Source organism: Stenotrophomonas sp. B2, assembly GCF_014947095.1.
In the GTDB taxonomy this organism is placed as follows: Bacteria; Pseudomonadota; Gammaproteobacteria; order Xanthomonadales; family Xanthomonadaceae; genus Stenotrophomonas; species Stenotrophomonas maltophilia_P.
The window spans coordinates 114,587-134,157 of sequence record NZ_JADCQA010000012.1 but is presented as its reverse complement, the minus strand read 5'-3'; the positions used below and the strand labels follow the sequence as shown (position 1 = coordinate 134,157).

The following is a 19,571-nucleotide window of genomic DNA, read 5'->3' as shown; positions in this document are numbered from 1 at the left end:
GCGCGCCGGGCGCAGGCCCGGCGCTATACCGGGATGCGCGCGGCCAGGCCCGGCAGTTCGCGCAGATCGTCGATCACCGCCACCGCAGCTGCGGTGGCCAGGTCCAGGCCACGCGGGTAGCCGTAGCGCACCAGCGCGATCGGCATTCCCGCGTCTTCCGCCGCGCGGTAGTCGGTCAACGAATCACCCACCATCAGGCATGCATCCACCGGCAACCCGAAATGTGCAGCGATGTGCCGCAGTGGGTCGCCGCTGGGCTTGCGCTGCGGCAGCGAATCGCCGCCCAGCACCAGCGCGAACGCATCGCCGATGCCCAGATGCTGCAGCAGCGGCGGCACCAGCGCTGCAGGCTTGTTGGTGCAGATGGCCAGCGGCACAGCGCGTTCCCGCAGCTGCGCCAGTGCTTCGGCCACACCGTCGAACAGGCGTGGGCTGCGCAGCAGGCACTCACGGTAATGCACCATGAACACCGGCATGACCTCGGCCAGATCGACCTGCCGCCCTGCGGCATGCACGGCCTGCTCGACCAGCCGGCGGACACCGTCGCCAATCCAGCCCAGCACGGTGGCTTCCGGCACACGGGCCAGGCCGATGTCCTCCAGCGTGCGGTTCAGGGCTTCGGCGATATCGGCGGCGCTGTCGACCAGCGTGCCATCGAGGTCGAACACGACCAGCGGATAGGGATACGACACGCAACGCACCTGTACGACGTGGGGCCGCTCATTGTATGCCGTGTGCGCATCGCACCGGGATGTCATGCAGGTTCCACACGCGCCGGTCGCCAGTCCAGATCCTGGAAGGCCGGGCTGGCGAAACACTCACCCAGGAAGTCGAGGAACCGCCGCATGATCGCCGACTGCTGGCGACGCGATGCGTACACCGCATGAATGCCCAGCTCGTCCAGGGTATACGCCGGCAGCAGTTCCACCAGCTCGCCACTGCGCAGCAACGGCGCCACCTGGTAGGTGGGCAGCATCGCGATGCCGGCGCTGGCGCGAACGGCTTCGAGCAGCAATGACGCTTCGTTGGCGCTGATGTTGCCGCCCACCGCCACCGACTGCGAACGTCCGTCGCGGTGCAGGTGCCACAGGCTCTTGCCCACGTAGTGATGGGTCAGGCAGTTGTGTGCGGCCAGATGTTCCGGGGCGGTCGGCGTGCCGCGCACCTCCAGGTAACCGGGCGTGGCGCACAGCACCGAGCGGCACGTGGCCAGCCGTCGCGCGATCAGGCTGGGATCGATCTGCCGGGCGATGCGTACCGCCAGATCCACCCGCTCCTCGACCAGATTCACCGTGCGATCGACCAGCAGCAGTTCGATGCGCGCCGCCGGATGGCGCTTGACGAAGTCGGCCACGGCGCGCGCCAGATGGCTCTGCCCGAACGAGACGCTGGCGGTCACCCGCAGCGTGCCATGCGGTTCGGGATCGTCGCTGGCCAGTTCGCCCTGCAGCGCCTCGCCGATCTCCAGCATCTGCCGGAAGCGCGCCAGCGCCGCCTCCCCCGGGCCGGTCAGGCTGACCCGGCGCGTGGTCCGGTGCAGCAGGCGCGCCCCCAGCCAGGCCTCCACCTCGGCGAGGTAACGGGTGACCATCGCCCGCGACATGTCCAGCACCTCAGCGGCGGCCGTGAGGCTGCCGCGCTCGGCCACCTCGATGAACACGGTCATGGCGGTCAGTCGATCCATCTGCTCGATCCATGCAACAAACAAGCGCGTTATACGCTGTTTTTCGGACAATTGCAGCGTCCTACAGTGGCCCCGTCGTCTTCCCCTCCCCTTGCTTATGGAGTTCGCCATGAAAATCGCCCTCGTCGGTGCCACCGGCAACATCGGCCGCCAGATCGCGCGCCACGCGCTGGCCGCTGGCCACGAATTGACCCTGATCGTGCGCAGCACGCAGGACCTGCCGGCGGAGCTGGCCGGTGCCCATCCGGTGATCGCCGCGCTGGATGATCCCGACGCGCTGGCCGCGGCCATCGCCGGCCACGACGTGCTGGCCAGCGCCTACGGGCCACGTCCGGGCGATGACATCAGCCGCGTCGGCGAAGTGGCCGGACAGCTGGCAGCCGCGGCACGCAAGGCCGGGGTGCCGCGCCTGGTCGTGGTCGGCGGTGCCGGCAGCCTGGAAGTGGCACCGGGTGTCCAGCTGGTCGATACGCCGGATTTCCCGGAGGCGTACAAGCCTTATGCCCTGGCCCACCGCGAAGCACTCAAGCGCCTGCAGGCGGTAGACGACCTCGACTGGACGTTCTTCTCGCCGGCCGCGGAAATCGGACCGGGCGAAGAGCGTGGCCAGTACCGCGTGCAGGCCAAGGCCTTCCTCGCCGACGCCAGCGGCCACAGCCGCATCAGCTACGCCGACTATGGCGCTGCCTTCGTGGCGGAGCTGGAGGCGCATGCCTACCCGAAGCAGATCATCACTGCGGCGTACTGATCGACCTACATGCCGGGCATGGCCCGGCGCTGCACAAGGAGTTCCGCATGCGTTCCGTTGCCCTGCTGCTTCCGCTTGCACTGGTCACCAGCTTCGCCAGCGCCCCGCTGCTGGCCGCACCGGCTGCCCCGGCGCCGGCCACGGCGGCGAAATCACAGCTGCACCTGCAGTACTTCCATCCTGGCCCGCAGGCGATGTTCTCCGTGTCATCGGTGCTGATCGAAGGCCGCCACGATGCGATCCTGATCGACGCGCAGTTCGCGGCCAGCGACGCGCGCAGGCTGGTCGAGCTGGTCCGTGCCAGCGGCAAGCAACTGACCACGATCTACATCAGTCATGGCGATCCGGATTACTACTTCGGCCTGGTCACGCTGCAGGACGCCTTCCCGCACGCACGCATCGTCGCCACTGCGCAGACCGTGGCCCACATCCAGCAGACCCACGCCGGCAAGCGTGCCTACTGGGGCCCGAAGATGGGGGCCGACGCACCGGCGCGCATCGTTGTGCCGCAGGTGCTGGAGGGCGACGCGCTGCTGCTGGAAGGGCAGCGCCTGCCCTTGATCGGACTCGATGGCCCTACGCCGGACCGCAGCGTGCTGTGGGTGCCTTCACTGCGCGCGATCGTCGGTGGCATCCCCGTGGTCGCCGGCGAGCATGTGTGGATGGCCGACACGCAGACCCCGAAGTCGCATGCCGACTGGCTGCAGACCCTGCAGCGACTGCAGGCACTGAAGCCGCAGGTGGTGGTACCGGGCCATTACGCGCAAGGGGCGGCGCTGGACGCCAGTGCGCTGCGCTTCACCGCCGGGTACATCCGTGCGTTCGATGCGGAAGCGGCCAAAGCGAAGGACAGCCAGGCGCTGGTGAAGGCGATGCAGGCGCGTTACCCGCGGCTGGAGGGCGTGGAGTCGCTGCAGCTGAGCGCGAAGGTGGCCAAGGGCGAAATGCAGTGGCCGTGAGGCAGGACCGCGGTCAGGGGCGGTGCGGATCGTTCGACGCCTGCTCGAACAGCTCCCCCTGCACCACCGGTTCCTTGTCGCGGAAACCGCCCAGGCCGACGCCCACCAGGCGATAGCGCGTGTCGGCCGGCAGGTCCACGCGCGCGCGCAGCGCCAGCGCGGCATCGCGCAGCTCCTCCATCGATTCCGGCGGGCGGTCCGGGGTGAAGCTGCGGGTAAGGATGCGGAACTGCGCCGTCTTCAGCTTCAGCACCACGGTGTGGCCCACGCGTTCCGTCCGGCGCGTGGCGTTCCAGGTTTTCTCTGCCAGCTGCACAATGGCCTCGCCCAGGTCTTCAAGCAGCAGGTCCTCGGCAAAGGTGTCCTCGGAAGAGATCGACTGCACCGGCTGGTCCGGCTCCACCGGCCGTTCATCGACGCCGCGTGCACGGTTGTAGAGGCTGCGGCCGAAGCTGCCGAACGCGTCCTCCAGATCCGCCAGCGCCCATTGCCGCAGGTCACCGCAGGTGATGATGCCGCGCGCCGTCAGTTTGCCTTCCATCACCTTGCCCACGCCGGGCACGCGGCTGACCGGCAGCGGCGCCAGGAATGCGTCCACCCGTTGCGGTGGAATCACGAACTGGCCGTCGGGCTTGCGCCAGTCCGAGGCGATCTTGGCCAGGAACTTGTTCGGCGCGATGCCCGCTGAAGCGGTCAGCTGGGTCTCGTCGCGGATCTGTGCGCGGATCGTGCGTGCGATCTCGGTCGCCAGCTCGATGCCACTTTTCGGCTCGGTCACGTCCAGATAGGCCTCATCCAGCGACAGCGGCTCGACCAGGTCGGTATGGCGCAGGAAAATCTCGCGCACCTGGCGCGACACGGCCTTGTAACGCGCGAAGTCCGGCGGCACGAAGATCGCGTCCGGGCACAGGCGCTCGGCACGCATCGCCGGCATCGCCGAACGCACGCCGAACACGCGCGCTTCGTAGGACGCCGCGCATACCACCGAGCGCGCACCGCGCCACGCCACCACCACCGGCCTGCCGCGCAGTGAGGGATCGTCGCGCTGCTCCACCGACGCGTAGAAGGCGTCCATGTCGACGTGGATGATCTTGCGCAGTCGGGTCATGTCAGGTGTACGGGGCGGGTTCGGCGTGGGTGGGCCACACGCCGAGGTATGGTCGTTGCACATCAACAGGATGCGCGTATTCCATTGAAAACACTACGGTTGCGTACGGTTGAAATGTTTGATCGGCAGCGCTTCCAAGGGCATTCTCGAGCACTTGTATCCCTGTTCGTCGCTTCCAGGATTGCGTTTCATGACTCGTCTCCACGCGTTCAACCGCGACCAGCTGCTGGCCAGCGCACGCGGTGAACTGTTCGGCGCCGCCGCCGGCCGTCTGCCCAACGACCCGATGCTGATGTTCGACCGCATCACCGACATCCGCGAGGACGGCGGCCCGCATGGCAAGGGCATGGTACGCGCCGAACTGGATATCCGCCCGGACCTGTGGTTCTTCGGCTGCCACTTCATCGGCGACCCGGTGATGCCCGGCTGCCTGGGCCTGGATGCGATGTGGCAGCTGACCGGCTTCTACCTGACCTGGCTGGGTGCTCCCGGCAAGGGCCGCGCCCTGGGCTGCGGCGAGGTCAAGTTCACCGGCCAGGTACTGCCGGACGCCAAGCGCGTGCGCTACGAGATCGACATCACGCGCGTCATCAACCGCAAGCTGGTGATGGCCCAGTCCGACGCCCGCATGTATGTGGACGATCGCGAGATCTACAACGCTCGCGACCTGCGCGTGGGCCTGTTCACCGAAACCGGGAGCTTCTGATGCGTCGTGTCGTCATCACCGGCATGGGCATCACGTCCTGCCTCGGCAATGATCTGGATACCGTCTCTTCCGCACTGCGCGAGGGGCGTGCCGGCATCACCGCGTTGGCCGACCACGCCGAAGCGGGCCTGCGCAGCCAGATCGGCGGCCGTGTCGACCTCGACCTGGACGCCCTGATCGACCGCAAGCAGAAGCGCTTCATGAGCGATGCAGCAGCGTTCGCCTACATCGCCATGCGCGATGCCATCGCCGATGCCGGGCTGGACGAGGCGCAGGTCAGTGGCCTGCGCACCGGCCTGATCGCCGGCTCCGGCGGCGGCTCCAGCGAGTGGCAGATCGGCGCGGTCGATCTGCTGCGTGCACGTGGCGTGCGCAAGGTCGGCCCGTACATGGTGCCTCGCACGATGTGCTCCACCGTGTCGGCGTGCCTGGCCACCGCGTTCCAGATCAAGGGCGTGAGCTACTCGCTGTCGGCGGCCTGCGCGACGTCGGCGCACTGCATCGGCGCCGCCGCGGACATGATCCGGCACGGCGCGCAGGACATCATGTTCGCCGGCGGTGGTGAAGACCTGCACTGGTCGATGAGCGTGATGTTCGATGCGATGGGCGCGCTGTCGACCAGTTTCAACGACACCCCGGCCAGCGCGTCGCGCCCCTACGACAAGGACCGCGACGGCTTCGTCATCGCCGGTGGTGGCGGCATGCTGGTGCTGGAAGACTACGATCATGCGGTTGCGCGCGGCGCACGCATTTATGCCGAGCTGATCGGTTATGGCGTGACATCCGATGGTGCGGACATGGTGGCACCGTCCGGCGAGGGCGCGGTGCGCTGCATGAAGATGGCACTGCAGAACGTGGACCGCCCGCTGGACTACCTCAACACGCACGGTACCTCGACCCCGCTGGGCGATGTCACCGAACTCAACGCGATCCGCGAGGTGTTCGGCGAGGCCGTGCCGCCGCTGTCCTCGACCAAGGCGCTGTCCGGCCATTCGCTGGGCGCGGCCAGCGTGCACGAAGCCATCTACTGCCTGCTGATGATGCGCGATGGCTTTGTTGCCGGCTCGGCCAACATCAGCGAGCTGGACCCGGCGGTGGAAGGCTTCCCGATCCTGCGCGAAAGCCGCGCACAGGTGCTGGACACGGTGATGTCCAACAGTTTCGGCTTTGGCGGCACCAACGCGGCCCTGGTGTTCGGTCGGGTCTGATCGCCCGCCATTGGCCTGCACGGTCGCCGGGCATGGCCCGGCGCTACCGCGTAGTCGGCAGCACCGCCTCTGGTAGCGCCGGGCCATGCCCGGCGCAAAGGCAGCGCGCGCCTACGCCGGGCGCGGCAGCAGCGGCAGCAGCAGGGCGTGCGCGTCGCGCAGCGAGCCGACGATGCGATGGCCGAGCGCGCGCAGTTCCTCATCGGGATGCACCAGGTCCGGCACCTGGATCACGGTCATCCCTGCGGCCAGCGCCGCACGCGTTCCCGCAGGTGAGTCCTCCAGCGCCAGGCAGCGCTCCGGCGCCTGCCCCAGCCGCTGTGCGGCCAGCAGGTAGATGTCCGGCGCCGGCTTCGGCCGCGCCACGTCGCCACTGGTGATCACTGCATCGAAGTACGGCAGCAGACCGGCAGCGCCCAGCTTGCGGTTGGCCCGCGGCTGACGCGTGGTGGTCGCCACCGCACGCGGAATCGCATGCGCCTTCAGCAGTTCCAGCAGCTCCAGGATGCCCGGCCGCAGAGGCAGGCCGGTCTGCGTGCGTTGCTCATACAGATCATGGCAGCGCAGCGCCATCGCCTCGATCACGCTGTCCTCCACGCCCTGCTGGCGCAGCAGCGATTGGCTGTCGCGATCGCCAAGGCCGACCATGCGCACGAAGAAGGATGCATCCAGCGGCAGGCCGAACGCTTCGGCAGCCTCACACCAGCAGGCGATGGACACCCGCTCGCTGTCGATCATCAGGCCGTCCATGTCGAAGATGACGGCGTCGGGAAGAAACGGCAGCGCAGCGATGACAGTCATGGAGCGAACAGCGTATCCAGGTCGGTGGAGGTCAGCAGCCGCCATTGCCCCTCGGCCAGCCCCTCCAGGTCCAGGCCACCGACGCGGCTGCGGTGCAGTGCCTGCACATGGTTGCCGGTAGCGGCGAACATGCGGCGCACCTGATGGTAGCGGCCTTCATGCAGTACCAGGCGCGCCTTGCGTGGACCCAGCACCTCCAGTTCAGCCGGCAGCAGGGCGGTCTTCTCCGACTCCAGCATCAGCGTGCCGCTGGCGAACAGGGCCACTTCGTCGCCGCGCAGGTCTTGGGCCAGCTCCACCTCGTAGATCTTGGGCAGTTTCGACTTCGGCGAGATGATCCGGTGCAGCAGGCCGCCATCGTCGGTCAGCAGCAGCAGGCCGCTGGTGTCGCGGTCCAGCCGGCCGACCGTGGACAGCACCGGGTCGCGGTCGCGGAAACGCGGTGGCAGCAGATCGTAGATCAGGCGGCCGGTGTCCTTGGTCGAGCAGGTGTAGCCGGCCGGCTTGTGCAGCGCGATCGACAACCCCGGCGGCGGATCCAGCGGCTCGCCGTCGACCCGCACGGCCTCGTGCGGCACCTGGTCGTCGGCATACAGCACCTCGCCGTCGGCATCGGTGATACGGCCTTCGCGGAACATCCACTGCACCTGCTTGCGGCTGCCATAGCCCAGGTTGGCGATGTGCTTGACCAGCTTCATCGGCCCTTCCCCTTTACCGCTTCGACCAGCTTGAACCCGTCACGCTCGGCGACCACGCGCACCGCGCCGAAGCTGTCGTTGAGCGTGTGTTCGTACGGCAGGTGGCGGTTGGCCACCACGTACAGGCGACCACCCGGGCGCAGCGCCTGCGCCGCCACGGCGATGAAGCGCTGGCCGATATCCGGCCGGTCCGCGCGCGACGGGGTATGGAACGGCGGATTGCTGATGATGACGTCGTACCCCGGCTCGATGCCGGCGGTGACGTCCCGCCACAGGAAGCGCAGCGGCAGCGGGCGCGGCGGTGGTGCAAGATTCAGCTCGGCTAGTGCCAGGGCCCGCTGCTCGGCTTCGTACAGATCCAGCGCGGTGATCTTCGGGCAACGCTCCAGCAGCTCGCGCGACAGGTAGCCATAGCCGGCCCCGAGGTCGGCCGCGCGTCCGGCCAGATCGGCCGGAAGGTGCTCGGCCAGCAGCGCCGAAGCCGGGTCGATGCGGTCCCAGGCGAACACGCCCGGGCGGCTGAGGAAGCGGCCACCCACGATCGGCCGCACCGCATCCAGCGCGCTCCAGCGCTTGGCCAGGTCGGCATCGTGCTGGCCCTGCAGTGGCGGGGTCCAGTACACCCGGCAATGGTTCTTGGTCAGGCTGCCGCCGAGGCCGGCCAGCTGCTTGAGGTCACCTTCGCCGGAGCGCGCGCCCTCGTTGTTGGACTGGCAGGCGACGATGCGGCCCCCTTCTGCGGCCAATGCCAGGGCACGGGCGAACAGCGCGCGGGCCTCCTCGCGCTGGCGCGGCGGCAGCACCAGCACCAGCGGGTAGCGGCCCCGGCCCGCGACATCGTCAAGCTGGCCGCTGACGGTCCAGCCGGCGGCCTGCTGCAGGGGCTGCGCGAACGGCGCAAAACTCTGCTCGCAGTGCACCTCGCGCCCGCCGGCCTGCTCACGCAGTGGCCAGCCGTCGCGGGCACGCAGGAACGCAACCGGCCCGTCCGGCCAGCGCAGCGCGCCCTGGGAGAACGGCAGGAACAGGGTCTGCAGGGGGGCGTCGTCGCTGGCGGCCATCGGCGCGGTTACTTGAAGCGTGAGGGCCGTCCATTGTACCGGCTCGCGCGGTCCGGCCCGGCAGGCCACTTTGCGAAACTTCAACGGGGCATTGATGCCCCAGCAACATCGGACCCTTCAGGGTAGAGGTCCCCCGAGACTTCCAGCAGGAGAATCCGCATGCGTGCCTTGTTCGTCGGTGGCGTGGTCGACAACAGCGAAATGGACCTGGAAGGCAGCCATCCTCCCGTGCACTACCCCGAGGACACCGGCGGTGGACATTCACGCTACCGGCTGCACCAGGTCGGCCACGGCGCCGATGGCAGCGTGGCATACGCGGTATACGGCGCACCGGACCTGGCCGACGACGAGGTGGCGCGGGTGGCGGAGGAGCGCGCCTATGCCCGGCGGTTCGAGGCAACCCCGACGGTGTTCGAGCACTGACGTGCCTGTCGCGCCCGAGCCGAGGCCCGGGCGTGCGGACCGCAGCCGGGCGTGAGCCCGGCCCCCTGCCGGATCACGTCGTTCTGGGTGGCAGCTGGCGGATGCTGGCGATCTCGTCGAGCCAGACGTGATGCTGCTGCACCGGCGTGTCGTAGTCGTCCAGGCGCAGCTGGCCGTTGCTGCCTTCATCGCCGGCGTCGTTGCGGTACTGCTGCACCGTTGGGCGCACGGCGACCGTGCCCAGCAGGCGGCGGCCATCAAGCAGGGTCAGTTCGACCTGCGTTTCGCCGTCGAGCTGCGGCAGCAGGGCCTCCAGGCGCGCGATCTGGGCCGGGTCGGTATGGATGCGTGGAGCAATACGGGACATCGGAGAACCTCCTGCGTGCAGGGTCGCCGATCCACCGTGAATGCTCAGTGCAGCGCGCTGTCGGCGCGCGGCACCTGCACCTTGCGCACCGCAGCCACCAGCTGGGCCACCGAGTACGGCTTGGCCACATGCTCCTGGAAGCCCGAGGCCAGCGCGCGCCGACGGTCATCCGCACGCGCCAGCGCGGTCACGGCCACCGCCGGCAGGGTCGCCGCATCCACGCCCATGTCTTCGCGCAGGGTGCGCACCAACCCATAACCATCCATACCCGGCATGCCGATGTCGGTCAGCATCACGTGGTACTGCAGGTGGCCGGCATCGGCCAGCAGCGCCAACGCTTCGCCGGCCGAACTGGCAGCTGACACCGTCGCGCCCTGCTCTTCCAGCATGCGCCGCAGGTACTCCAGCACTTCCGGCTGGTCTTCCACGGCCAGTACGTGCATGCCCCGCAGCGGATAGGGCTCGACGACCACCGGCTCCAGAATCGGCCCGCTGATCACCTCGCGCAGCGGCCGCCGCTCGGCATCGGGCAGATGCTGCGGCAGGCGTACGGTGAACGTGGCACCGTGGCCATGGCCTTCGCTGGCCGCAGTGACCGTGCCGCCGTGAAGCTCGACCAGCTGCTGCACGATCGCCAGGCCCAGGCCGAGCCCACCATGGCGGCGGGTGGTGGTGCCGTCGGCCTGCCGGAAGCGGCTGAACAGATGATTGAGGAACTCCGGAGCAATACCATCACCGGTATCGCGCACGGTGACCTCCCAGTGCTTGCCGTCGGCCCGCAGCTGCATCTCGATGCGGCCCTCGGCCGGCGTGAACTTGATGGCGTTCGACAACAGGTTCCAGAACACCTGCTGCAACCGCGTCGCATCCCCGAGCACCAGGCTGGGCTGCTCAGGCAGCCGCAACTGCACGTCCAGTGCCTTGCCCTCGGCCACCAGCTCCTGCGCGCCGATCGCCTCGCCCAGCAGTTCGCGCAGGTCCAGTACTTCCACTTCCAGCTGCACCTTGCCCAGCAGCATGCTGCTGAGGTCGAGCATGTCCGAGATCAGCCGCTTCTGTGCACCGGCGCTGTTGGCGATCACGCCCAGCCCCTTGTACAGCGGGCTGGTGTTGTCGACACGCTGCAGCAACAGCTCGCTCCAGCCAAGGATGGTGGTCAGCGGCGTGCGCAGTTCGTGCGACAGGGTCGCCAGGAATTCATCCTTCAGGCGCGCCATGTTCTCGGCGGCACTGCGTGCGGCGCGCTCGGACTGCAGCAGCTCTTCACGGGCCAGTTCGATCTCGCGGCGCTCGGTCACGTCCGGACTGCTGCCGGCCAGGCCGATGAATCGACCCATCCGCGAGAACCGCGGACGCGCGTTCATTTCCAGCCATCGCCACTGTCCGTCCGCACGCCGTGCGCGGACGAGGGCATGCATGGAACGTTGCGCCTTCAACGCTTCCTGCAGTTCGTACTCGAACACCGACGCATCATCCGGATGCACCAGGCCGCGCCAGACATCCTCCGGCACACGCGTCTCGTCACCACCAAAGAACTCACTGAAGGCGCTGTTGACGAAGCGCGCATGTCCGCGCTCATCCAGCACCCAGACCGGCATCGGCAGGCCATCGGCCAACGCGCTGAACCGGGCCTCGCTCTCGCCCAGCTCCAGCTCCATCTGCTTGCGTGCGGTGATGTCGAAGAACAGGATGCCGACCTTGTCCTCGCCGGGGCGGCCCACACGGACCGCGTCCACCGCGAACGAGCGCCCCAGCGCCCGGGCTTCCATTTCGAACTGCGCCGGCCGTCCGCTGCGCGCGACCTCACCGTAGATGCGGTACCAGTCGCTCTCGTGGTTCGGTTCCAGCGCGCTCATGCACTTGCCGCGGGCGTCCTTGAGACCGGTGTGGCGCTCGAAAGCGTCATTCACCTCAAGGAAGCGGTAATCCACTGCGCGATCGGCGTCGAACATGACCTGGATCACACAAAAGCCGGCGTTGATGCGTTCAAGCACACCGCGATGCAGGTCGGGTTCGGGCGCCGGAACCATCAAGGGCGGGCGCTCCGCGAGGGGCGGCAGTGTGGACAAGGGCGTCTGGGGCGTACCGGATGGAGGCACAGCATCTTCCAAAGGACGTATTCACAGCGTCAAGCGCCGTCAGTCATGGTTGACGACCATGAATTGGCGGCAACCGCCGACGCTGTTGACGCATTCGGCCATTGCTGGGCCCCGCCGGCAGGATCACACTCGATGCGAGATCAACATCCGCCCCCATTCCGGGGACGCAGGAGACCGCCATGAACCGCTCTCTGTCCGCCACCCTGCTGCTGGCCGCGGCCCTTGCCGCGGGTGCTGCGAACGGCGCGCCGCGCACCGTCACCAGCCCGGATGCGCCGCGCACGCTGCAGGCCGACGGCCCGGTCAACGTGCAGTGGAACGATCCGGCGACATTCACCGAGATCCGCCAGAGCCACAACCGCTTCGAGGCCGAACGCGGCGACTGGGTGCAGCAGCTGGCGCGCTACCTGCAGACCAGCGCCGCCAAGCCGCTGCAGGCCGGGCAGACGCTGGACATCACCCTGGTCGACATCAAGCGCGCGGGCGACTACGAACCGTGGCATGGCCCGCGCGCCAATGACATCCGCGTGATGCGCGACATCTATCCGCCGCGCATCACCCTGCAGTACACGCTGAAGGACGCCAGCGGCCGCATCGTCGACGAGGGCGAGGCCAAGCTGACCGATACCGGCTACCTGCACACCCTCGGCCTGCGCAGCGACAGCGATCCGCTGCGCTACGAGAAGCGGCTGATCGATGACTGGGTGAAGCGGCAGTTGACCGCCCAGGCCACCGCCGCGCGTTGACCGGCACCCGCCGGGCATGGCCCGGCGCTACCGCTGCACATCCGACATCCGCCGGGCATGGCGCTTTGGACATCCGGTAGCGCCGGGCCATGCCCGGCGGCGCATCAATCGCGGTAGACGCGGGCGACCCGCTTGACCGCGCAGGGCAGCTGGTAGGCGCTCACCCCGCAACGTGGCGCCAGTTCCGAAAGCGTCGGGGCCTGCCCCCACAGTTCCACCACGCTGCCAACGCCGGCCTGCGCATGTGCGGTCAGGTCCACCGTCAGCATGTCCATCGAAACCCGGCCGATCAGCACACCAGGCTGGCCGTCGATCAGTACCGGGGTGCCGTTCGGCGCGAACTGGGGATAGCCGTCGGCATAGCCCAGGGCCACCACGCCCACGCGTGTACGCGCCTTGGCCACGAAGCGCGCGCCATATCCCACCGGCTCACCGGCTTCGATCCAGCGCTCGGCAATCACCTTGGACTGCATGGTCATCACCGGACGCAGCCGCCCGGTCAGATCCGTGTCGTCCGGCAGCGGGTTGGCACCGTACAGCATCAGCCCCGGGCGCACCCAGTCGCTGCGCACGTCGGGCCACCCCAGCAGGGCCGGCGAATTGCACACGCTGGTCTCACCCTGCAGGCCCTCGATTGCACGTGCGAAGGTGGCGGCCTGCTCGTGGGTACGTTCGCTGTCCAGTTCATCGGCACGCGCCAGATGGGTCATCAGCACGATCCGCTCCACCTGCGGCATCGCCTGCAGGCGCGCGTGTGCGGCGCGGAAGGTCTCCACGTCCATGCCCAGGCGATGCATGCCGCTGTCCAGCTTCAGCCAGACCGTCAACGGATGCGGGCTGTCGAAGGCAGCCAGCGCTTCCAGCTGCCACGGCGAGCCGACCGAGAACCACAGCGAATGCTCGGCCACCAGCGCCATCTCGCTGGCTTCGAAAATGCCTTCCAACAGCAGGATGGGCGCGCGGATACCGGCCTTGCGCAGCTCCAGCGCTTCTTCGATGGTCGCCACCCCGAAGCCGTCGGCCTCGTCTTCCAGGGCCTGCGCGCAGCGCACGGCGCCATGGCCATAGGCATCGGCCTTGATGATCGCCAGCGCCTTGCCGCCCCCCAGCTCGCGGGCGAGCCGGTAGTTGCTGCGCAGCGCGTGCAGATCGATCAGCGCGCGGGCAGGACGCATGTGCGGCTCTCGTGTTGCGGGGCATGGCCGAACTGGCCGTAGCGGAAGATGTCCAGGCCTTCAGTGCTGATCTGTGGCTGGCGTGCACTCATCAGGTCGGCCAGGTAGCGACCTGAACCACACGCCATGGTCCAGCCCAGGGTGCCGTGACCGGTGTTGAAATACAGGTTGCGGAAGGGCGTGGCGCCGATCACCGGCGTGCCATCCGGCGTGGCCGGGCGCAGGCCGGTCCAGAACTGCGCGCGCGACAGGTCCCCGCCCTTCGGGTAAAGGTCACGAACCACCAGCTCCAGGGTCTCGCGGCGACGCGGTGACAGCGACAGGTCGAAACCGGCCACTTCGGCCATGCCACCGACACGGATGCGGTTGTCGAAGCGGGTTACAGCAACCTTGTAGCTCTCATCGAGGATGGTCGAGGTCGGAGCCATGGCCGGATCGGTGATCGGCAGGGTCAACGAATACCCCTTCAGCGGGTACACCGGCAGGCGCATGCCCAGCGGCGCGACCAGCGCCGGCGAGTAACTGCCCAGCGCGACCACATAGCGGTCGGCAGTCTCCAGCTTGCCGGCGATGCGCACGCCGGTGATGCGCTCTCCATCCGACTCGATGGCGCTGATGTCCTGGTCGAATCGGAACTCGACACCGGCGTCGGTGCACATCTGCGCCAGGCGGCGGGTGAACAGCTGGCAGTCGCCGGTCTGGTCGCGCGGCAGGCGCAGCGCACCGACCAGGCCATCAACGTGCGCCAGCGCCGGCTCCGCGGCGATGATGCCGGCGCGATCCAGCACTTCGTACGGCACGCCATAGCGGGCCAGGATCTCGATGTCCTGTGCCGAGGCATCCAGCTGCTGCTGGGTGCGGAACAGCTGGGTGGTCCCCAGGTCGCGCCCCTCGAACTCGATGCCGATCTGCGCGCGCAGCTCGTTCAGGCAATCACGGCTGTACTCGGACATGCGCACCATGCGCGCCTTGTTGATCGCATAGCGCTCGTGGGTGCAGTTGCGCAGCATCTGCCACAGCCAGCGGTACTGGGCCAGATCCATGCCGGGACGGATCGCCAGCGGTGCATGCTTCTCGAACAGCCAGCCGATCGCCTTCTTCGGCACGCCGGGCGCGGCCCAGGGCGAGGTGTAGCCGAATGACAGCTGGCCGGCATTGGCGAAACTGGTCTCCAGCGCGGGGCCGGGCTGGCGGTCGACGACCGTGACATCAAACCCGGCCTGTCGCAGGTACCAGGCACTGGTGGTGCCGATCACGCCGCTGCCGAGAACTAGGACTCGCATGGAAATTCTCCAACCCGATCATTCCCTGCGTTTGAGCACGCCAGGGCCATAATCGGGGAAGTATATTCTTCCATTCATAGGCGATTTGCCTGTTTTTCACGCTGCGGGCAAGATGTTTCCCCGTGATTCACTTCCCCAGGTTGACGCCCATGGCCGCCCGCCCCCGTGAACTGGACAAGATCGACCGCAGGATCCTGCGCATCCTCCAGGCCGAAGGCCGCATTTCCTTTACCGAGCTGGGCGAGCGCGTGGGCCTGTCGACCACCCCGTGCACCGAGCGCGTGCGCCGGCTGGAGCGCGAGGGCGTGATCACCGGCTATCACGCCCACCTCGATCCCACGGCCCTGAAAGCCAGCCTGCTGGTGTTCGTGGAGATCAGCCTGGCCTACAAGTCCGGCGACATCTTCGAGGAGTTCCGGCGCGCGGCGCTGAAGCTGCCCAACGTGCTCGAGTGCCATCTGGTGTCGGGCGACTTCGACTACCTGCTGAAGGCGCGGATCAGCGAGATGGCCTCCTACCGCAAACTGCTGGGCAGCACCCTGCTGACCCTGCCGCACGTGCGCGAATCGAAGAGCTACATCGTCATGGAAGAGGTCAAGGAGACGCTCAGCCTGCCGATTCCCGAATGAAGGGCCAGAGCCCGCGCTGCGGGTTCCGGCCCTGTTCCAGGGGGCGTCAGCGCTGCTGCGGGTGCTTCATCGAGCCCTGCTGCTGACCTGTCTCCTGCTGTTTGCCGCCCTTCTGCGGCCGCTGCGGGTCCATCTGCTGCTGTTGCTGCTGCGGTTTATGGCTCTGCGCTTCCTTGCCGGGATGACGGTTCTGCGGGTTCTTCATGATCGCGATCCAAAGGACGAAGGACATGCGACGGCGGGATGCCGGCGCAGGGCCACGGTGGTCCTGCGGCGGTTAATCACAGGCGAAAAAGCCGTGAGCGGCAGCAGTGTGTTTTCAGGCGTTCAGCCGGCGTGGTCACCGCCCGCCGCGGGCGGTGGCGGGCTGCCCTATGGCTTGACCTGCTGGCCACTGCCGGCCGGCACACTGTCGTAGTAGCGGCCGGTACGGGAGTCGAACACACGGTTCGGGCCGACCGGCTTTACGCCGGGAACGATGCGCCCGTTGCGGTCATAGACCTTGTCCGGCAGCTTCGGCGCCGGCGTCGGCACTACCTGCGCCGGGCCGGTGGACTTGATCGGCTGCGTCGGCTGCGGTGACGGCAGGACCTGCGGCTGCGGTCTTGCCGGCTGTGGGGGCGGCGTCACCGGCGCTGGCGCCACGGTGGTGGCGCTGCGGGTGGTGGTCGGCGATGTGGTGGGCACCTGGGCCTGTGCCGACAGGGGCAGCAGAGCCGACAGCACCCAGACGGAAAGGGTCTTCATGGCACGCTCCAGCAGGAATCCTCCCTACCATGCGCCCGCGCCCGTGTGCCGCCCATGAACGCAGCTCACACTTGCAAGACGGCGGTCACACCCCCACGTCTGCAGGCATCCCCAGGCCATCGACCCCACGGAGAGCCAGCATGAGTGCCTTCGACCTGACGCCCCCTACCGCCTCCCAGACCGACACGCTGGTCGCCGGCCTCAGCAGCGAAGAACGCCGCGTGCTGCTGCAGCACGGCACCGAAGCACCGTTCTGTGGCGTGTTCCTGGACAACAAGCGTGAGGGTGTCTACTGCTGCCGGCTGTGTGGGCTGCCCCTGTTCCGCTCCAGCACCAAGTTCGATTCCGGCACCGGTTGGCCGAGCTTCTTCGCCCCCTACGACGCGGCACACGTGCGTGAGATCCGCGATACCAGCCACGGCATGATCCGCACCGAGATCACCTGCGCCCGCTGTGGCAGCCACCTCGGCCACGTGTTCCCGGACGGGCCGCCGCCCACCCATGAGCGCCACTGCCTGAACTCCGTCTCACTTTCGTTTGCCGGCAACGGCGAGGCCTGGCCCAACCCGTTGCAGCGTGGCGGTGCGGAAAGCGGCGTGGCGGGCTGAGACAACCCCGCCGACTGGTTTCACAGAATTCCCTCTTCAGAAATCCGCAGGGTGGGCCGACAAGGAGATATCCCCCCTCCCTGCGTTGCCCCATGCTCATCATCGTTGGATTCCTGGTCGTCATCATCAGCGTGATCGGGGGCTACCTCGGTGCCCACGGCCGCCTGGGGGCTCTCTGGCAGCCCTACGAACTGGTCATCATCGGCGGTGCCGCGCTGGGTGCGTTCCTGGTCGGCACCCCGGCCAAGACGGTCAAGCAGACGCTGCAGGCCATCGTCGGCGTGTTCAAGGGCCCGCGCTACAAGCAGCAGGACTACATCGACGTCCTCAGCCTGCTCTACGAACTGCTCAACAAGGCGCGCCGGGAAGGCTTCATGGCGCTGGAGGACCACGTCGAACGCCCGGCCGAGAGCGCCGTGTTCGGCAACTATCCGAAGGTGCAGGCCGACCATCACCTGATCGATTTCATCACCGACTGCCTGCGCCTGATGATCGGCAGCAACATCGAGCCGCATGAACTGGAGCCGCTGCTCGAACTGGAGCTGGAAAAGCACCACGCCGAAGCGATGGCCCCGTCGCAGGTGCTGACCAAGGTGGCCGACGGATTGCCCGGTTTCGGCATCGTCGCGGCGGTGCTGGGCATCGTCATCACCATGGGCTCGATCGGCGGCGACATCGTCGAGGTCGGCGGCCATGTCGCCGGTGCGCTGGTCGGCACCTTCCTGGGCATCCTGCTGGGTTACGGGTTCGTCGGCCCGATGGCAGCGGCGATGGAAGCACGTGCCGAGCAGGACAGCCGCATCTACGAATCGGTGAAGACCGCACTGCTGGCCTGCCTGCGCGGTTACAACCCGAAGATCGCGCTGGAATTCGCCCGCAAGACGTTGCCGTCGAACGTGCGCCCGGCCTTCTCCGATTTCGAGCAGCACCTGAAGACGGTCAAGTAAGCCATGGCCGAGAGCAAACCCACCGTCATCGTCCGCAAGGTCAGGAAGGCCGGCCATGCCGCCCACCATGGCGGCTCGTGGAAGGTGGCCTATGCCGACTTCGTGACCGCGATGATGGCCTTCTTCCTGGTGCTGTGGCTGATGGCCACCACCAGCAAGAACGATCGTGCGGCCATTTCCGAATACTTCCGCAACCCCAGCCCGCTCAGTGGCCAGAGCGCCACGCCGGCCCCGGGCATGGCCGGGCCGGGCGGTGCCAGCACGTCGATGATCAAGCTCGGCGGCGCCACCGACATCTCGCGTGGCAGCAGCAACGATCCCTTCCAGAACCAGCAGGAAGCCGTGCCGCACCCGGTGGACCAGCAGCAGCGCGACAAGCAGCAGCTGGAACAGCTGATGAAGGAACTGCAGGAAGCGATCAGCCGCAGCCAGGCGCTGGAGCCGTTCAAGGACCAGCTGCTGCTGGACCTGACCCCGGAAGGCCTGCGCATCCAGATCGTGGACAAGCAGAACCGGCCCATGTTCGACCTCGGCAGTGCCACGCTCAAGCCGTACACGCAGCAGATCCTGCATGAGCTGGCCGAGTACCTGAACCACGTGCCGAACCGGATCAGCCTGACCGGCCACACCGACATCACCGCCTACACCGCCGCCCGCGGCTACGGCAACTGGGAACTGAGCGCCGACCGCGCCAATGCGGCCCGCCGCGCCCTGATCGATGGCGGACTGGAGGACAGCAAGATCACCCGCGTGGTCGGCCTGTCCTCCTCGGTGCTGTTCGACCGGGCCGACCCGCAGAACCCGATCAACCGCCGCATCAGCATCGTGGTGATGACCCGCGCCGCCGAGCAGGCCGCGCTGGCCGGCGCCGGTCCACAGGTGGGTCTGTCGGCGCCGGTCATCGACGCGGACGTACAGGCGGCGCAGGGTGAGGCAAAGTAGACGGTGGGTGCGGACCTTGGTCCGCACATCCGGGAAAACATGCGGACCAAGGTCCGCACCCACCAGGGGCATGGCCCGGCGCACCCGGTACAATGGGGGTCTTTCCGTTTTCAGGTGACACCCCCGATGTCCAAGTCTTCCAAGGCCAAGCGCGACCAGCGCAAGAAGCAGCAGGCCAAGCGCCCGTTCCTCCGTCTGAACGCCCAGCAGCAGGTGCAGAACCACGCCGTGCTGACCAGCGAGGACGGCCAGGTGGTCGCCGCCATCGGCCTGCAGGGTCGCGAGTGGCTGCTGGCCATCGGCGGTCAGACCATGGGCAATGCCGAGAACCCGGTGCCGATGCTGGCCATGCTCAAGCACCTGGCCAACGTGCAGGAGAAGGAAGGCCGCAAGGTCAGCCTGGAGTATTCCGAACTGCTGCAGAAGCTGCTGGATACCCTGGCCGCCGAAGCGGGCCAGACCGCCGACGAGTACCTGGACGCGCTGGTCGCCGAGTTCGAAGGCGTGGAAGCTGAGGGCGAGACCGCTGAAGGCGATGTGGCCGAAGAAGCCAGCGCTGCCGAAGGTACCGCTGACGCCGAGGCTGCTCCGGCCGCCGACGCCGACGGCAAGCCGCAGGCCTGATCCGGCCG

The 19,571-nt window shown here is 67.9% G+C and carries 23 protein-coding genes; 11 read left to right on the top strand and 12 right to left on the bottom strand.

Annotated features, from left to right (window positions below):
• Positions 1-23: 23 nt before the first annotated feature.
• Complete coding sequence (gene gph / locus IMX13_RS14900) at positions 24-692, bottom strand: phosphoglycolate phosphatase (RefSeq protein WP_193396639.1); 669 nt, start codon at positions 690-692, stop codon at positions 24-26.
• A gap of 62 nt (positions 693-754) precedes the next feature.
• Entirely contained in the window at positions 755-1,684 is a 930-nt protein-coding gene (locus IMX13_RS14895; protein ID WP_065175376.1) for a LysR family transcriptional regulator, read from the bottom strand.
• A gap of 109 nt (positions 1,685-1,793) precedes the next feature.
• Here IMX13_RS14895 and IMX13_RS14890 point away from each other — a divergent pair, with 109 nt between their 5' ends.
• Together IMX13_RS14890 and IMX13_RS14885 are read left to right on the top strand one after the other, a co-directional pair.
• The gene (locus tag IMX13_RS14890) at positions 1,794-2,432 is read left to right on the top strand and encodes an NAD(P)H-binding protein (protein ID WP_065175377.1); all 639 of its coding nucleotides are present in this window, start codon (positions 1,794-1,796) and stop codon (positions 2,430-2,432) included.
• Between the two features lie 47 nt (positions 2,433-2,479).
• A complete protein-coding gene (locus IMX13_RS14885) occupies positions 2,480-3,391 on the top strand; it encodes an MBL fold metallo-hydrolase (protein WP_193396638.1) in 912 nt (303 codons plus the stop codon).
• 13 nt (positions 3,392-3,404) lie between these two features.
• Here the strand turns inward: IMX13_RS14885 and dinB are convergent, their stop codons facing one another.
• Positions 3,405-4,499 carry a DNA polymerase IV gene (gene dinB, locus IMX13_RS14880; protein WP_053518266.1) on the bottom strand — a complete coding sequence of 365 codons (1,095 nt, stop codon included), beginning with the start codon at positions 4,497-4,499 and terminating at the stop codon, positions 3,405-3,407.
• 190 nt (positions 4,500-4,689) lie between these two features.
• On the opposite strand from dinB, the gene fabA reads away from it, so the two are divergent.
• Entirely contained in the window at positions 4,690-5,205 is a 516-nt protein-coding gene (gene fabA, locus IMX13_RS14875; RefSeq protein ID WP_053518264.1) for a 3-hydroxyacyl-[acyl-carrier-protein] dehydratase FabA, read from the top strand.
• A complete protein-coding gene (gene fabB, locus IMX13_RS14870; RefSeq protein ID WP_065182526.1) occupies positions 5,205-6,413 on the top strand; it encodes a beta-ketoacyl-ACP synthase I in 1,209 nt (402 codons plus the stop codon). Before fabA ends, fabB begins: the two co-directional genes overlap by 1 nt.
• 111 nt (positions 6,414-6,524) lie before the next feature.
• On the opposite strand, the gene IMX13_RS14865 is transcribed toward fabB, so the two are convergent.
• Genes IMX13_RS14865 through IMX13_RS14855 form a run of 3 tightly spaced genes read right to left on the bottom strand, consistent with a single transcriptional unit; the run spans position 6,525 to position 8,973 of the window.
• Positions 6,525-7,214 carry an HAD family phosphatase gene (locus IMX13_RS14865; protein ID WP_193396637.1) on the bottom strand — a complete coding sequence of 230 codons (690 nt, stop codon included), beginning with the start codon at positions 7,212-7,214 and terminating at the stop codon, positions 6,525-6,527.
• The gene (locus IMX13_RS14860) at positions 7,211-7,912 is read right to left on the bottom strand and encodes a pseudouridine synthase (protein WP_180875792.1); all 702 of its coding nucleotides are present in this window, start codon (positions 7,910-7,912) and stop codon (positions 7,211-7,213) included. The genes IMX13_RS14865 and IMX13_RS14860 overlap by 4 nt, the downstream gene beginning before the upstream one ends.
• On the bottom strand, positions 7,909-8,973 hold the full coding sequence (locus IMX13_RS14855; protein WP_180875793.1) for a class I SAM-dependent methyltransferase: 1,065 nt from the start codon (positions 8,971-8,973) through the stop codon (positions 7,909-7,911). Before IMX13_RS14855 ends, IMX13_RS14860 begins: the two co-directional genes overlap by 4 nt.
• Positions 8,974-9,132: 159 nt before the next feature.
• Here IMX13_RS14855 and IMX13_RS14850 point away from each other — a divergent pair, with 159 nt between their 5' ends.
• A complete protein-coding gene (locus IMX13_RS14850) occupies positions 9,133-9,396 on the top strand; it encodes a hypothetical protein (protein WP_053518254.1) in 264 nt (87 codons plus the stop codon).
• Between the two features lie 73 nt (positions 9,397-9,469).
• On the opposite strand, the gene IMX13_RS14845 is transcribed toward IMX13_RS14850, so the two are convergent.
• Both IMX13_RS14845 and IMX13_RS14840 read right to left on the bottom strand, forming a co-directional pair.
• Complete coding sequence (locus tag IMX13_RS14845) at positions 9,470-9,763, bottom strand: DUF3247 family protein (protein ID WP_053518253.1); 294 nt, start codon at positions 9,761-9,763, stop codon at positions 9,470-9,472.
• A gap of 44 nt (positions 9,764-9,807) precedes the next feature.
• The gene (locus IMX13_RS14840; RefSeq protein WP_053518251.1) at positions 9,808-11,793 is read right to left on the bottom strand and encodes an ATP-binding protein; all 1,986 of its coding nucleotides are present in this window, start codon (positions 11,791-11,793) and stop codon (positions 9,808-9,810) included.
• A 248-nt stretch (positions 11,794-12,041) separates the two neighbouring features.
• Here IMX13_RS14840 and IMX13_RS14835 point away from each other — a divergent pair, with 248 nt between their 5' ends.
• On the top strand, positions 12,042-12,608 hold the full coding sequence (locus IMX13_RS14835; protein ID WP_193396636.1) for a DUF3016 domain-containing protein: 567 nt from the start codon (positions 12,042-12,044) through the stop codon (positions 12,606-12,608).
• 104 nt (positions 12,609-12,712) lie between these two features.
• Here the strand turns inward: IMX13_RS14835 and alr are convergent, their stop codons facing one another.
• On the bottom strand, positions 12,713-13,783 hold the full coding sequence (gene alr / locus IMX13_RS14830) for an alanine racemase (RefSeq protein ID WP_193396635.1): 1,071 nt from the start codon (positions 13,781-13,783) through the stop codon (positions 12,713-12,715).
• Positions 13,762-15,066 (bottom strand): D-amino acid dehydrogenase, encoded by a 1,305-nt coding sequence (locus IMX13_RS14825; RefSeq protein ID WP_193396634.1) that lies wholly within the window; start codon positions 15,064-15,066, stop codon positions 13,762-13,764. The genes alr and IMX13_RS14825 overlap by 22 nt, the downstream gene beginning before the upstream one ends.
• Positions 15,067-15,215: 149 nt before the next feature.
• On the opposite strand from IMX13_RS14825, the gene IMX13_RS14820 reads away from it, so the two are divergent.
• Complete coding sequence (locus tag IMX13_RS14820; protein WP_053518243.1) at positions 15,216-15,695, top strand: winged helix-turn-helix transcriptional regulator; 480 nt, start codon at positions 15,216-15,218, stop codon at positions 15,693-15,695.
• Positions 15,696-15,741: 46 nt separating this feature from the next.
• Here IMX13_RS14820 and IMX13_RS14815 read toward each other — a convergent pair whose 3' ends face one another.
• Both IMX13_RS14815 and IMX13_RS14810 read right to left on the bottom strand, forming a co-directional pair.
• Entirely contained in the window at positions 15,742-15,927 is a 186-nt protein-coding gene (locus IMX13_RS14815) for a lana protein (RefSeq protein ID WP_193396633.1), read from the bottom strand.
• A 140-nt stretch (positions 15,928-16,067) separates the two neighbouring features.
• Positions 16,068-16,442, bottom strand: coding sequence for a classical arabinogalactan protein 4 (locus IMX13_RS14810; RefSeq protein ID WP_193396632.1), 375 nt, complete (start codon positions 16,440-16,442; stop codon positions 16,068-16,070).
• 140 nt (positions 16,443-16,582) lie between these two features.
• On the opposite strand from IMX13_RS14810, the gene msrB reads away from it, so the two are divergent.
• The 4 genes from msrB to IMX13_RS14790 all read left to right on the top strand — a co-directional run bounded on the left by msrB (position 16,583) and on the right by IMX13_RS14790 (position 19,563).
• Positions 16,583-17,050, top strand: coding sequence for a peptide-methionine (R)-S-oxide reductase MsrB (msrB, locus tag IMX13_RS14805; protein ID WP_053518238.1), 468 nt, complete (start codon positions 16,583-16,585; stop codon positions 17,048-17,050).
• Positions 17,051-17,142: 92 nt separating this feature from the next.
• Positions 17,143-17,997, top strand: a complete 855-nt coding sequence (motA, locus tag IMX13_RS14800; protein WP_053518236.1) for a flagellar motor stator protein MotA — start codon at positions 17,143-17,145, stop codon at positions 17,995-17,997.
• A 3-nt stretch (positions 17,998-18,000) separates the two neighbouring features.
• Positions 18,001-18,939 (top strand): flagellar motor protein MotB, encoded by a 939-nt coding sequence (motB, locus tag IMX13_RS14795; protein ID WP_053518234.1) that lies wholly within the window; start codon positions 18,001-18,003, stop codon positions 18,937-18,939.
• A 126-nt stretch (positions 18,940-19,065) separates the two neighbouring features.
• Positions 19,066-19,563: a hypothetical protein gene (locus IMX13_RS14790; RefSeq protein WP_053518232.1), complete on the top strand. Its 498-nt coding sequence runs from the start codon at positions 19,066-19,068 to the stop codon at positions 19,561-19,563.
• Positions 19,564-19,571 lie beyond the last annotated feature (8 nt).